The organism is Paenalicyclobacillus cellulosilyticus, assembly GCF_014647315.1.
Taxonomy (GTDB): Bacteria; Bacillota; Bacilli; order Alicyclobacillales; family Alicyclobacillaceae; genus Alicyclobacillus_J; species Alicyclobacillus_J cellulosilyticus.
Genome location: NZ_BMOY01000009.1, coordinates 1 through 13,400 on the forward strand (window position 1 = coordinate 1; position 13,400 = coordinate 13,400).

Here is a 13,400-nt window from a genome sequence, read left to right on the forward strand (position 1 = left end):
GCCGTGCGCCGGCGCCGCGTGGCCGTGATCGGCGGCGGACCGGCGGGCCTCGAGGCGGCGCGTGCGGCGAGCGAGCGCGGCCACGCGGTCGTGCTGTTCGAAGCGAAGCCCCATCTCGGCGGCCAGCTGCGCATGGCGGCACGGGTCCCCGGCAAGGGCGAGTTTTACGAGACCCTCCGGTATTACGAGGAAGCCTTGCGCCGCCACGGGGTCGAGGTGCGGCTTGCCTGTGCGCCGGATGCGGCCGCGTTCGCGGAGTTTGACGACGTGGTGGTCGCGGCGGGGGTCGAGCCGTACATCCCCGACCTCCCGGGCGTCGGCCTCCCGCACGTGGCGACGTACGCGCAGGTGTTCGCCGACGAGGTGCCGCTCGGGGAGCGCATCGTCATCCTCGGCGCCGGCGGCATCGGCTGCGACCTGGCGCACTATTTGGCGGACGAGGCGCGCCCCAAGCCGGAGGTGGCGCGGTTTTACGCCGAGCGCGGTTTGCCGGAGCGCACGGTGCCGCGGCACATCACCGTCGTCTCGCGGTCTGACCGCGTCGCGGCGGGGGTGGGCCGCACGACGCGTTGGGTGCTGCGCGACGAACTGCGGCGTTTGGGGGTCGAGATCGTCACCCAGTTTGTGCCGGAGCAGATTGTCGCGGACGGCGTCATCGGCACCACGCCGCAAGGGCGGCGGCACCTGCCGGCGGATCAGGTCATCCTGTGCACCGGGCAGCGGCCGGCGGCAGGATGGAAGGACCGTGTGCCGGCAGGCGTCCGCGTCCACGTGGTGGGCGGAGCGCGGGACGCCCGCGGCATCAATGCGGCGCGCGCCATCCGCGAGGCGTTCGAGACGGCTTACCGCCTCGGTGAGTGAGGCGGCAAGCCCGTGCCGCGCGTCTTACCCGCGGCGTTCGCGCCAGGACCGGCGCGTCCGGGCGTCTTCACCCGGGATATGAACCCAAGGTGCCAGCAAAGGAGGGAAGGGCCGGCGGCGTGTTCCCGGCCCGCGTGCGTATGTCAGGATTGTTGCAGGACAAGAAGGTGCTCATCACGGGCAGCTCCCGCGGCATCGGCCGCGCGACCGCCATCGCGATGGCCCGCGAGGGAGCGGATGTGGTCATCCATTACCGCCGCGATGCGGACGCGGCGCAAGCGGCGGCGGAAGCGGTGCGGGCCCTGGGCCGGGATGCCCTCGTCGTGCGGGCGGAGATGGAGGTGCCCGAGGACATTGACGCGATGTTCGATCACGTCGCACAAGCCTGGGGCCGGCTCGACGTGTTTGTGGCCAACGCGGCGGCGACCGCGTTCAAGCCGGTGACCGAGCTCAAGTGGTACCACCTCGACCGCACGTACCACGTGGTGGTGCACAGCGTCCTCCAGTCGGCGCAGCGCTGCATCCCGTTGATGCAAGGCCGCGGCGGGCGCATCCTCACCATCTCCAGCCCGGGCAGCCGCTTCGCGTTGCCGCGCTATGCAGCCATCGGCACCGCCAAAGCGGCGCTCGAGGCGCTCACACGGTACCTGGCGGCGGAATTGGGCCCGTACGGCATCACCGTCAACTGCCTCGCCCCGGGTGTGGTCGAGACGGATTCGGTCGAGTTTTACGCCAAAGACCGCTACGACACGTTCCGCGATCACGTCATCGCCCACACGCCGCTCGGCCGTTTGACGAAGCCGGAGGACGTCGCGGACGTGGCGGTGCTGATGGCGAGTGAAAAAACCCGTTTCATCACGGGCCAGGTCATCCCCATCGACGGCGGGTTGAGCGTGGTGCCGGGCGGATTCGAAGGGGCTTGACGCAGAGCGGGGGCCGCGGCTGCGCAGCCGCCTTTCGCCCCTTGCCCGCCGCGGCGGGTTCGCCGGCCGCCGGCGGGACAGACCGGCCGCCGGCGGGACAGACCGGCGGCATGGCCACGCCGTGCGCACGGAGGCGACATGAAACTGCGTTCTTTCCTCGGCCAGGTCCAAGGCAATGCGCGCGGATGCCTCATCTATGAGCCGATGTGGGTCATCCCGTGGACGCTGTTCTCCACGTATGCATCCGTTTACATGCTGGATCTCGGCCTCTCGGATACCCAAATTGGATGGGTGACCACCCTCAATCTGAGCCTGCAGATCGTCGGATCGTTTCTCAGCGGCTACCTCACCGACCGGCTCGGCCGCCGCCGCGCCCTGCTGCTGTTCGATCTCGTCAGCTGGTCGTGCGCCACCCTGCTGTGGGCGGGTGCCCGGAACGTATGGTGGTTCGTGCTGGCGGCGCTCTTCAACGCGTGGCAGAAGGTGCCCAACACCGCATGGTATTGTTTGTTGGTGGAAGACACGAGACCGGAGCAGAGGCCGCTGGTGTTCACGGTGTTGCAGTTCATCGGCGTGGTGAGCGGGTTGTTCGCGCCCGTCGCCGGGCTTCTGGTCCACCGGCTGGGGGTCGTCACCGCCGGGCGGTGGTTGTACGCGTTGGCGTTCGTCAGCATGACGGCGATGTTTCTGCTCCGCAACCGCGCGGTGCACGAGACCGAAATCGGTCTGCGCAAGATGAGGGAAACCCGGCACATCCAGTGGCGCGAGGCGCTGGCGGAGGATGTGCGTCTGCTCTTTGCGGTTTTCTCCAACCGTGTATTGTGGATGTGGTTTGTGGTCTACATCCTGAACAACTTTCAAATGGCGGTACGAAACACGTACACCAGCATCTACCTGGTCGCCGGGCTGCACCTGCCCGCGGGGTGGGTGGCGGTGTTCACCGCGGTGGCGTCCGTGGTGATGCTCATCCTCATGGGATGGTTTGTCCCGCGTTTGCGGCCGGATCGCGGGCACGTGTACATGCTGTGGGGCTTTGGTCTCGGCGCGGCGGGGACGGCGCTCTTCGCCCTGGCTCCGGCGCGGCAAGCGGGGTGGGTGGTGCTCAGCACGGCCGTCTTGGCGGCGGGGAGTCTCCTCGCCACACCGTACCTGGAAACGGCGGTCGCCAATCAGATGGATGACGGAACCCGGGCCCGGGTTTTGTCCGCCTTGACCGTGCTCGTCATGGTCGCCACGGCGCCTGCGGGTATCTTGGGCGGGTGGTTGTACAGCCTCCAGCCTCGTCTTCCGTTCGCCTTGGTCACAGGGATATTTGTCCTCGCCTGCGCCATGGTTTGGCGGCTGTCCCCATCGCGCCGCAAACAGGCCGCATATTGATGGGGCAGGCAGGTGAGAGACCATGATCACGCATCAGCATGTACAACGTTGCGTCGGCAAGTGGGTGATCTGCCACACCCGTCACGGCGACGTGATGGGGCGGGTGGAGGCGTGCTGGCCGACCCACATCGTGCTCGCGGTGCCGCGGCGGCCTGTGGGCCTGGTGGACGGCGTGGGGCAGGTGCGGGCGGACGCGGCGGTATATGCGGCCGCAACGAGCCACCCTGCTGCAGCGCTGTCCGCAGCGGTCCGTCCGGCATTGGCCTACTGGGGTTGGGGTCCGTACGGCTTTGCGCGCACGGCCATTCCGCTCGCGGCCATCGTCGGTTTGACCGTCATCGGCGCAAGCGCCCTGTGGTGGTGACGCCTGCGGCGAGCCGGCGCTGCAATCCGGCCGCCCGCACGTCACCTGTGGCGAGCAGGGTTCTTGCTCCGCGCAGCGAACTCCTTCAGAGCAGGATCCGCGCCGGTGCAGGGCAGACTCTCTGCACGGTGCAGGGCAGGTTCCGCGCCGGCCCAGGGCAGGTGCCACGCCGGCGCCCGGCCCGCTTGGCTGGACAAGCTGTGCGCCGGCCGGGGCGGAACAGGGCTGGAAGGAGGATGCGGTGGATGAAGCTTGGTCTCAGTACATACAGCCTCTACGCCGCGTTGCGGCAAGGTGAGATGACCGTATTCGACGTGATCGATTGGACGGCGGCGCACGGGGGCGAACACGTGGAAATTGTCCCGCTCGGCTTCTCGCTCGACGAGGATCCGGGTCTTCCGGAAGCCATCGCCGAGCGGGCGGCGCAGCGGGGGATTGTGATTTCGAATTACGCCATTTCCGCGAACTTTCTGCAACCCACCGCCGAGGCGTACGAGCGGGAAGTGGAACGGGTGATGCGCGAGGTGGACATCGCCCGCCGCCTGGGCGCGAGCCGGATGCGCCACGACGTGGCGTGGCTGCCCGCGGAAGAGGGAAGCATCCAGCGCTTCGAGGCGGAGCTGCCGCGCCTCGTGGACGCCTGCCGGCGGATTGCCGACTACGCCGCCCAATACGGCATCACGACGAGCGTCGAGAACCACGGTTATTTCGTGCAGGCGAGCGATCGCGTCTTGCGCCTGGTGTCGGCGGTGGACCGGCCGAACTTTCGCACCACGCTCGACGTGGGCAACTTTTTGTGCGTCGATGAGCCGCCCCTTGTCGCGGTGCAAAAGAACCTGCCGTTTGCGTCGATGGTGCACCTGAAAGACTTCTATTACCGGCCCGGTCACCGGCAGCCGGGGGAAGGGTGGTTTCCGACCGCAGGCGGAAACTGGCTGCGCGGGGCCATCCTGGGCCACGGGGACCTCGACATCTGGGGCATCCTCAAGGCCATCAAATCGTTTGGCTACGACGGCTACGTGTCGGTGGAGTTCGAGGGTTTGGAGGACTGCCGGCTCGGCGCCAGGTTGGGCTTGGCGAACGCGCGGCGGATTTGGGAAGCGGTGTGAAGGGGACGGGTGTGAAGGGACGGGGGTGAAGGCACGCCTCCGCGTTTCCATGCTTTTTCAAGCTGTTCGGGGTATGATGGGGACAATCTGGCTGGTTTCCAGCGTGGGAGAGATGAATCCATTGGCGAAGTCTGTATGGTGGGCGCTCGCAGGCGCCTCTACGGGGGCAGCCGCCGTCGGCGCGGCATGGTGGGTGACGTATGAAGTGACGCGGCAAGGACCTGTCGTCGCACAGGTCGGCGACAAGGTCATTTACGAACGACAATTGGCGGCTCAGGTGGAGTCGGTCGCCGGCTCCCAGGTCTTGACCGACCTCATCACCAAGCAGTTGGTCAACCAGGCGGCGGCCAAGGAAGGGCTGACGGTGACCAGCCAGGAGGTCAATCAGGCGCTGAAAAACCTGGAATTGGCGAACGGCATCACGAGCGATCAGGAACTGGCGATGGCGTTGGCCGCGAGCAACATGACGCTCGCGCAGCTGAAGGACAACGTGCGAACCCAGGTATTGGCGGAAAAAGTGGCCGAACATGAGGTCAACGTGACCGACGCGCAGGTCGCGGCCTATTACAAGGCGCACCGCAAGCAGTTTAAACAACCGCTCACGAAGGTGAAGGCGCAGATCATCCGGACCATCAAGCAGCAAAAGGCGCCGCCGCCGGCCAAGCTGCTCGCCGGGTTGGCGAAGACCTACAAAATCACCATCGTCGACCCGCGTTACGCCAACGTGAAGACGCAGATTGAGAACCCTGCCTCCGGTTCCTCGTGAGCGGAAATGGTTCCGCCGGCTGGGAGACGGTTGCGCAAAGCCGTATAATATCTGGCGGACGCGCGTCAGCCGGGCGCCGAGATGAAAGCGTCATCGCGACGCCGTACCGTTTGCTCTGGGAGAAGGAGAGGATCGCATGGCGAAGCTTCGAATCGGCATCATCGGGTGCGGCGGGATCGCCTTCGGCAAACACATGCCGAGCCTGCAGAAGTTGAACGACAAGGTGGAGATGGTCGCCTTCTGCGACATCGTCGAGGAGCGGGCGCGGCAGGCAGCGGAACAGTTCGGCGGTTCCGGCAGCAAGGTGTACACGGACTACCGGGAACTGCTCGCCGATCCGTCCATCGACGTGGTCCACGTCTGCACGCCCAATGCGGACCACTGGTACATCACGGTGGACGCGCTGGAGGCGGGCAAGCACGTGATGTGCGAAAAGCCGATGGCGAAGTCCACGGCCGAGGCGAAAAAGATGGTGGATGCGGCCCGGCGCACGGGGAAGAAGCTGACCATCGGCTATCAGAACCGGTTCCGCGCCGACAGCCAGTATCTTTATCAAGTCTGCCGGCGCGGCGACCTCGGCGAAATCTACTTCGCGAAGGCGCACGCGGTCAGGCGGCGGGCGGTGCCCACGTGGGGCGTGTTCCTCGACGAAGAAAAGCAAGGCGGCGGCCCGCTCATCGACATCGGTACGCACGCCCTCGACCTGACGCTGTGGATGATGGACAACTACACGCCGAAGTACGCGGTCGGCACCACCTACCACAAGCTCGGCAAGCGGCGGAACGCGGCGAACGCCTGGGGTCCGTGGGATCCGGACAAGTTTACGGTCGAGGATTCGGCGTTTGGCTTCGTCGTGATGGAGAACGGCGCCACCATCTTCTTGGAAGCCAGCTGGGCATTGAACACCCTGCAGGTGGATGAAGCCAAGTGCACCTTGTGCGGTACCGAGGGTGGCGCGGACATGATAGGCGGCCTGCGCATCAACGGCGAGGAGTTCGGCAAACTGTACACCAAAGAGGTCGATTTCTCGGCCACGGGTGTCGCGTTTTTCGAGGGTCAGTCGGAATCCGCGGCCGATCTCGAAGCGCGCATGTGGATTGACGCGATCCTCCACGACGAAGAGCCGGTGGTCAAGCCGGAGCAGGCGTTGGTCGTCACGCAAATCCTGGAGGCCATCTACGAGTCGGCCCGTACGGGCCAGCCGGTCTACTTCAACAACCGGTGAACCCGCGCCGGCCGCGCGCATACACCCCGCGCCCGTCTTCGGGTGGCGGGGTGTTCATCTCTGCGGACGGGTGCAGCGGGCAACGCCGAGCTGTCCATGCGGTTTACGGCGTTGGAGGATGCGCTCGGGGCGCATGGTTTGCGCTTGGGGTGCATGGTCGTGGCAGATCCGTCGTGAGGAGCAAAGGAGGCGCGTGTGTGATGCGAACGACGGGCTTGTGGATCGGCGGGGAGTGGGTGCCCGGTGCGGAGGTGGTGCCGCTCTGCAATCCGCATACGGGGGAAGTCATCGCCCACGTCGGATGGGCTTCGGAAGCCCAGGCGGAAGCTGCGGTCGCCGCGGCGGCGCGGGCGTTCCCGGCGTACCGTGCACTCCCGGCCCACCGGCGGGCGGATATTCTCCTCCACGTGGCCGAGGCGCTGGCGGATCGGCGTGAGGAGGCGGCGCGCCTCATCGCCGAGGAGGCCGCCAAACCCATCCGCCTCGCCCGCCAGGAAGTGGACCGCACGGTGCAGACGTACCGCTTCGCGGCGGAGGTGGCGCGCAGCATCTACGGCGAGGCCATCCCGATGGACGCGACACCGCGTGGGGAAGGCCACGTGGCGCTGACCCGCAAGGAGCCGCTCGGCGTCGTCACCGCCATCACGCCGTTCAATTTCCCGTTCAACCTGGTGGCGCACAAGGTGGGGCCGGCGCTGGCCACCGGCAACACGGTGGTGGTGAAACCGGCCGAGCAGACGCCGCTTTCGGCCCTGTTTCTTGCGGAGTTGTTCGCGGCGGCCGGGCTGCCGCCGGGTGTGCTCAACATCATCCCGGGCAGCGGTGCCAGGCTCGGCCGGGTGCTCACCACGGACGAACGGGTGCGCTGTGTCTCGTTCACCGGCAGCGTCCGGGTGGGCCTCGCCATCCGCGCTCAGGCCGGCTTGCGGCGGGTCATTTTGGAACTCGGCTCCAATTCACCGCTCATCATCGATCGCGGTTTTGACGCGGCCGAACTCGACCGGATTGCGGCGGAGGCGGCGGCCGGTGCGTTCGCGTACAACGGCCAGGTGTGCATCTCCGTGCAGCGGATCTACGTGCACCAGGAGGTGTTCGCGCGCTTCGTCGATGGTCTGGCGGCGCACGCCACCTGGTTGCAGGTCGGGCATCCCCTGGCAGAAGAGACGGACATCACCGCGCTCATCAACCAACAGGCGGCGGATCGCCTGCGTGAATGGCTGGAGCGGGCGGTGGCGCGCGGCGCGCGCGTGGTGTGCGGGGGAACGTTCGACGGGCCGGTGATGATGCCGACGGTCCTCACCGACGTCCCGGCGGACGCGGAGCTGAACTGTGAAGAGGCGTTCGGGCCGGTCGTGACGGTAGCCCCGTTCACAGCGTGGGACGAGGCGATTGCCCAGGCGAACGCCTCGAAGTACGGGTTGAACGCGGGGGTCTATACCAAAGACCTGGAGCGTGCCTGGCAGGCGGCAGCCCGTTTGGAGTGCGGGGGTGTGCTCATCAATCAGGTCCCGACGTTCCGCCTCGACCACATGCCGTACGGCGGGGTGAAAGAGAGCGGCGCGGGCCGCGAGGGGGTGCGGTATGCGGCGGAAGAGATGATGGAGACCAAACTCATCGCGTTTCGCACCGGGGTGTTTGCATGAATGCGCGCATAGGATTGCGGCCCACCCGCCGCCCGTCGTCACATCTTGTTTCCCGAAGCGGCGTGGGACGACGAGCGGGAAATCGCGTGGACGGTGCGTTTTGTCTGCCGGGGGCTGGCACCCGACGAGCGGGCGGGCGGGGATGGACGCAAAAGCCACGACGGCCCAAGCGGCTGTGCGGGTGCGCAAAGCGAGGCGGATGGGCCCGAGGCATGGTGATTGACGGCTTGCCCCCCAGCATGTAGAGTGCATATTGACGCGAGCATCAGTTGGTCTTTCTCTCGCAGAAAGGCTTTTTTTGTTGGAGGCGAGGCCCTTGCACATCGAGTCGCGCATCGCCCAGGCGGGCAACCGCAAAGACCCGCACACGGGCGCGGTATCGTTTCCCGTCTACCACAGCACGACGTTCGCCCATCCGGGCCTGGGCCAAAGCACAGGTTTCGATTACACCCGCACCCAGAATCCGACACGCAAGGTCCTGGAAGAAACCATCGCCGATTTGGAGGGGGGCGTGCGCGGTTTCGCGTTCGCCTCTGGCATGGCGGCGGTCAGTGCGGTGTTCGGCCTGTTGCGGCCGGGTGACCATCTCGTCATCTCCGACGATTTGTACGGCGGCACGTACCGGCTGCTGGAGCAGCTCCTTGTCCCCATGGGCATCCGCGCCACCTACGTGGACACGCGCGATCCGGCGCGGGTGGAGGCGGCCATGGAAGCGGGCACGCGGATGGTGTTCATCGAGACGCCGACCAATCCGACGATGAAGGTGACCGACATCCGCGCGTGCAGCGCCATCGCGGCCCGGCACCAAGCCATCCTGGTGGTGGACAACACGTTCATGACCCCGTATTTCCAACGGCCGCTCGAACTGGGGGCGGACGTGGTCGTCCACTCGGCCACCAAGTTCCTCGGCGGCCACAACGACGTCCTGGCCGGACTCGTGGTGGTCCGGGACGAGGGGTTGGCGGAGCGCGTCGGCTTTTTGCAGAATGCCATCGGCGCGGTGCTGGGGCCGCAGGATTGTTGGTTGCTGTTGCGCGGCATGAAGACGCTCGCGCTGCGCATGCAGCGCCACGAGGAGAACGCCCGTGCCATCGCGGACTGGTTGAGCCGCCACCCGCTGGTGGAACGGGTGTACTACCCGGGGCTGGCGGAACCCGACGTGCGTGCCGTTCAGGAGCGGCAAGCGGGGGGCTACGGCGGGATGATCTCGTTTGAGGTGGCGGACGAGCGCATGATCCCGCCCGTCCTCGCCGGCGTCCGGCTGGTCACGTTTGCGGAGAGCCTCGGCGGGACGGAGACGCTCATCACCTATCCTGCGCGCCAGACCCACGCCGACATCCCGCCCGAGGTGCGGGCTGCCGCCGGGGTCACCGATCGTCTCCTTCGGCTCTCGGTGGGCATCGAGCATGCGCAGGACATCATCGCCGACCTCGACCAAGCCCTGCGAACTGCGGCCAAGGAGTGTGGACTGGCGTGAAGATGGACACCTTGTGCCTGCACACCGGCGTCGAGATCGATCCGGTGACGGGCGCCGCGAGCACCCCCATCTACCAAGCTTCGACGTTCCACCAGGCGGACTGGGACAACCCGCCGCCCTACGACTACGCACGATCCGGCAATCCGACCCGGCACGCGGTGGAGGAAGCCATCGCGAAGCTGGAAGGCGGCAGGCGCGGGTTTGCATTCGCCTCCGGGATGGCCGCCATCACGGCGGTCTTTCTGACGCTGCCGGCGGGATCGCACATTGTGGCATGCGAGGACATCTACGGCGGCACATTCCGGGCATTGACGCGCGTGTTTGCGCGGCTAGGCATCACCACGACGTTTGTGGATGCCACGCGGCTGGATGCCATCGAGGCGGCCATTACGCCGCGCACGCGCGCCATCTACCTGGAGACCCCAAGCAACCCCGGCATGCAGATCACGGACCTCAGGGGAGCGGTGGACATTGCGCGCCGGCACGGCGTGCTGACCATTGTGGACAATACGTTCATGTCGCCTTATCTGCAGCGGCCGCACGAACTGGGTGTGGATGTGGTCGTGCACTCGGCGACCAAGTTCCTCGGCGGCCACTCCGACCTGGTGGCGGGGTTGGTCACGGTGCGCGACGCGGCGCTGGCGGACGACATCTATTTCATCCAAAACAGCTTCGGTGCGGTGCTCGGCCCGCACGACAGCTGGCTGCTGCTGCGGGGAATGAAGACGTTGGCCGTGCGCATGAAGCAGAGCCAGGCGACAGCACAGCGGCTGGCCGAGTACCTGCAAGGTCATCCCAAGGTTCGCCGTGTCCTGTACCCTGGCCTGCCGCACCACCCGGGCCACGCCCTGCATATGTCGCAGGCGGACGGTCCGGGAGCGGTGCTGTCGTTTGACATCGGGGACGCGGCGGCGGTGCGCCGCTTCGTCGAGCGGATCCGCTACCCGCTGTTTGCCGTGAGCCTCGGCGCGGTGGAGAGCATCCTCTCGTATCCGGCCCGCATGTCGCACGCGTCCATGCCGCCGGAAGAGCGGGCACGGCGGGGCATCACGGACGGGTTGCTGCGTCTCTCCGTCGGCTTGGAGGACGCGGACGACCTCTTGACCGACCTGGAAGCCGCGTTGGCGGCGGTGTGAAGGGCGCTCACAGCACCTGCACGCCGAAGCTGGCGAGCATCTCCGCCAACAGCGCCAGGGGCAGGCCGACGACGGTGAAATAATCCCCTTCGATGCGGTCGACGAGGATGGCGCCGATCCCCTGGATGGCGTAGGCACCCGCTTTGTCAAGCGGTTCTCCGCTCGCGACATAGCGGCGAATCTGGTCCGCGGCAAGCGGCCGCATCGTCACCCGGGTGGCGCTGTGGCGGACCACGCGCCGGCCGTCGGCTGCATCGGCCACACATACGCCGGTGTATACGGTGTGGGTCGTGCCCTGCAGGCGGGAGAGCATCGCGACGGCTGCCTCTTCATCCTGCGGCTTGCCGAGCACCTCGCCATCGAGGACGACGATGGTATCGGCAGCGACGACCAGCGGCGGTTCGGGCGCGTCGGAAACCACATCCCGCCAACGGGGGACGACGGCGAGCGCCTTGCGCTCGGCGAGGATCTCCACCCAGCGGTGCGGAGGTTGCGGCGGGTCCACGGTTTCGTCCGCCTCGCTCGCGGCTGCCTGAAACGTGAGGCCAAGGCCTGCGAGCAGTGCCTTGCGCCGCGGGGACGCGGACGCGAGGATGAGCGGGCGCTGACCGGTTCTGTCGTGATGCAGACCGCCCGCCCGGGGCATCGTATCGTCCGCTCGGGTCATGGTCTGGCGCATCCTCTGCCTCCTGCTTTCTTTTTCGCCTCACCTGTTTCTTCCAGGCTCCGTGTATTGATCCCAGGTTTCGCGTATGTACGCCGGGCCGTCCGGCCCGGCTTGGGCTTGGTGCATCCGGTCAGTCGAACCGGTGCACTTCGTCCTGGATCTCCCGCCGGAATCCAGCGATGGCCTGCGCCCGCCGCTCATTCTTCGCTTCCACGGCGGCCACGTCCTCCGGCCGCATCTCATCGGCGTGCGCCTCCAGGTAGTCCTCCGCCTCGCGCATGTTCCGCATTGTGTTCTGAATGTTGCGCTGCAGCTTGCGGACGTTGTCCGAACGGTCATCCGGGTTTGCCATGCCCATCCGCCCCCTTCGCCAGCGTGGCGTGCGCCAACGGTGTGCGGCCAACCGCCGCACAAGCTAGGATGCAACCGCTCGCCCGTCGCCATGACCCAGACGCGCGGCCAGGTTCTGGTGGCGGAGGCAAGGCCGGTGCAGCAGGCTGGCGCGTCCCGGCGGCTCGTGCTATGCTGGAGCAGGCTTTCTTCACCCATTGTGGAAAAACCCCGCAAGGAGGTCAAGGCGTGGTACGACTGGTTCGTTCGTTTCCGCTGTCCATGCAGCACGTGTTCGCCATGTTTGGCGCCACCGTGCTTGTTCCGTACCTCACCGGGCTCGATCCCGGCGCGGCTTTGGTGGCGAGCGGCGTGGCGACCCTTCTCTTCCACTGGGTCACCGGCGGCAAGGTGCCGGCATACCTCGGTTCTTCGTTTGCGTTCATCGCCCCGCTCGCCCTGTTCGTCAAGCAGCAGCATGTTCCGGGGGCGGCCGTGCTCGGTCTGCTCAGCGTGGGTGCTGTCTATCTCATCATCGCGATCATCATCCGGGCGTTCGGGTTTGCCCGCATCCGCCGCGTCATTCCGGCGGTTGTCGCCGGACCGGTGGTGTCCATCATCGGGTTGTCGCTCGCGACGACGGCCGTGTCGAACATGGCGGCTCAGCACTGGGACGCCGCCCTCGTGAGTCTGGTGGCGGCCATCGCCGCCTCCCTTGCGGGCCGCGGTATGCTGCGCATCCTGCCGCTGTTGGCGGGCATCGCGGCGGGATATGTGTACAGCGCGGCGCGCGGTTTCGTCGATTTCACGGCATTGCGCGAAGCAGCTTGGTTCGCGTGGCCGCACCTCGTGTGGCCGAGCGGACACGCGGCCGCCGTGTTGGCCATGGCGCCGATTGCGTTGGTCACCATCATCGAGGACCTCGGCCATATGTTCGTTCTCAATGAAATCCTCGGGCGCGACGTGACGACGGACCCCGGATTCGACCGCATTCTCGTCGGCAACGGTTTGGCCACCTGCGCTTCCGCGCTGCTCGGCGGCCCGGCGCAGACCACCTATGCGGAGAACCTCGGTGTGCTGGCGTTGACCCGGCAGTTTTCGAGCCGGATCATCCAAGGTGCGGCCGTGATCGCCATCCTGCTCGGACTCATCGGCAAAGTGGGCGCGCTCATCCACACCATTCCGGCCGCGGTCATGGGCGGCATCAGCATCCTGTTGTTCGGAATGATTGCCGGGATGGGCATCCGTCACATGGTGGAGGAAGGCGTCGATCTCGCCAACATGAAGAACCTCATCATTGTCGCCGTCATCTTCATCCTCGGCGTCGGTTCCAGCAACAACGGCATCGCGTACGCGACGCTCGCCGGGCTGTTGGTGTATTGGATCTTTCCGGACTCCGACAAACGGCGCAGCGGGGCAGGCAGGTCGGGCGGCGGAATCTGACGTTCTGAAGGCCAACGCCGTGCCGGCCGGGCGGTTGCGTCCGGGCCGTATGAGATGAGGCAAGCTGCTGAAGCCGCAC

General features: G+C 66.7%; 14 protein-coding genes. 12 read left to right on the forward strand and 2 right to left on the reverse strand.

What is annotated here, in order from left to right:
- The 11 genes from IEX97_RS04145 to IEX97_RS04195 form a co-directional block, all read left to right on the forward strand.
- On the forward strand, positions 1-861 hold an 861-nt coding region (locus IEX97_RS04145), incomplete at its 5' end, for an FAD-dependent oxidoreductase (protein ID WP_188881322.1).
- Positions 862-980: 119 nt separating this feature from the next.
- Positions 981-1,784, forward strand: a complete 804-nt coding sequence (locus IEX97_RS04150; protein WP_229776367.1) for an SDR family oxidoreductase — start codon at positions 981-983, stop codon at positions 1,782-1,784.
- Between the two features lie 138 nt (positions 1,785-1,922).
- Entirely contained in the window at positions 1,923-3,161 is a 1,239-nt protein-coding gene (locus tag IEX97_RS04155) for an MFS transporter (protein ID WP_188881323.1), read from the forward strand.
- A gap of 22 nt (positions 3,162-3,183) precedes the next feature.
- The gene (locus IEX97_RS04160; RefSeq protein WP_188881324.1) at positions 3,184-3,525 is read left to right on the forward strand and encodes a hypothetical protein; all 342 of its coding nucleotides are present in this window, start codon (positions 3,184-3,186) and stop codon (positions 3,523-3,525) included.
- Positions 3,526-3,770: 245 nt separating this feature from the next.
- Positions 3,771-4,634 carry a sugar phosphate isomerase/epimerase family protein gene (locus IEX97_RS04165; protein ID WP_188881325.1) on the forward strand — a complete coding sequence of 288 codons (864 nt, stop codon included), beginning with the start codon at positions 3,771-3,773 and terminating at the stop codon, positions 4,632-4,634.
- A gap of 121 nt (positions 4,635-4,755) precedes the next feature.
- Positions 4,756-5,400: a SurA N-terminal domain-containing protein gene (locus tag IEX97_RS04170; RefSeq protein ID WP_188881326.1), complete on the forward strand. Its 645-nt coding sequence runs from the start codon at positions 4,756-4,758 to the stop codon at positions 5,398-5,400.
- Positions 5,401-5,536: 136 nt separating this feature from the next.
- The gene (locus IEX97_RS04175; RefSeq protein WP_188881327.1) at positions 5,537-6,625 is read left to right on the forward strand and encodes a Gfo/Idh/MocA family protein; all 1,089 of its coding nucleotides are present in this window, start codon (positions 5,537-5,539) and stop codon (positions 6,623-6,625) included.
- A 200-nt stretch (positions 6,626-6,825) separates the two neighbouring features.
- Positions 6,826-8,268, forward strand: a complete 1,443-nt coding sequence (locus tag IEX97_RS04180; RefSeq protein WP_188881394.1) for an aldehyde dehydrogenase family protein — start codon at positions 6,826-6,828, stop codon at positions 8,266-8,268.
- A gap of 45 nt (positions 8,269-8,313) precedes the next feature.
- The gene (locus IEX97_RS04185) at positions 8,314-8,487 is read left to right on the forward strand and encodes a hypothetical protein (RefSeq protein ID WP_188881328.1); all 174 of its coding nucleotides are present in this window, start codon (positions 8,314-8,316) and stop codon (positions 8,485-8,487) included.
- 97 nt (positions 8,488-8,584) lie between these two features.
- Positions 8,585-9,745 (forward strand): trans-sulfuration enzyme family protein, encoded by a 1,161-nt coding sequence (locus IEX97_RS04190; protein ID WP_188881329.1) that lies wholly within the window; start codon positions 8,585-8,587, stop codon positions 9,743-9,745.
- Complete coding sequence (locus IEX97_RS04195) at positions 9,742-10,881, forward strand: trans-sulfuration enzyme family protein (RefSeq protein WP_373289395.1); 1,140 nt, start codon at positions 9,742-9,744, stop codon at positions 10,879-10,881. Before IEX97_RS04190 ends, IEX97_RS04195 begins: the two co-directional genes overlap by 4 nt.
- Before the next feature lie 7 nt (positions 10,882-10,888).
- Here the strand turns inward: IEX97_RS04195 and IEX97_RS04200 are convergent, their stop codons facing one another.
- Both IEX97_RS04200 and tlp read right to left on the reverse strand, forming a co-directional pair.
- Positions 10,889-11,560: a Maf family protein gene (locus IEX97_RS04200; protein ID WP_308426180.1), complete on the reverse strand. Its 672-nt coding sequence runs from the start codon at positions 11,558-11,560 to the stop codon at positions 10,889-10,891.
- Positions 11,561-11,678: 118 nt separating this feature from the next.
- Entirely contained in the window at positions 11,679-11,900 is a 222-nt protein-coding gene (tlp, locus tag IEX97_RS04205; protein WP_188881330.1) for a small acid-soluble spore protein Tlp, read from the reverse strand.
- Positions 11,901-12,127: 227 nt separating this feature from the next.
- Here tlp and IEX97_RS04210 point away from each other — a divergent pair, with 227 nt between their 5' ends.
- Positions 12,128-13,321: a uracil-xanthine permease family protein gene (locus IEX97_RS04210; RefSeq protein WP_229776369.1), complete on the forward strand. Its 1,194-nt coding sequence runs from the start codon at positions 12,128-12,130 to the stop codon at positions 13,319-13,321.
- Positions 13,322-13,400: the final 79 nt, after the last annotated feature.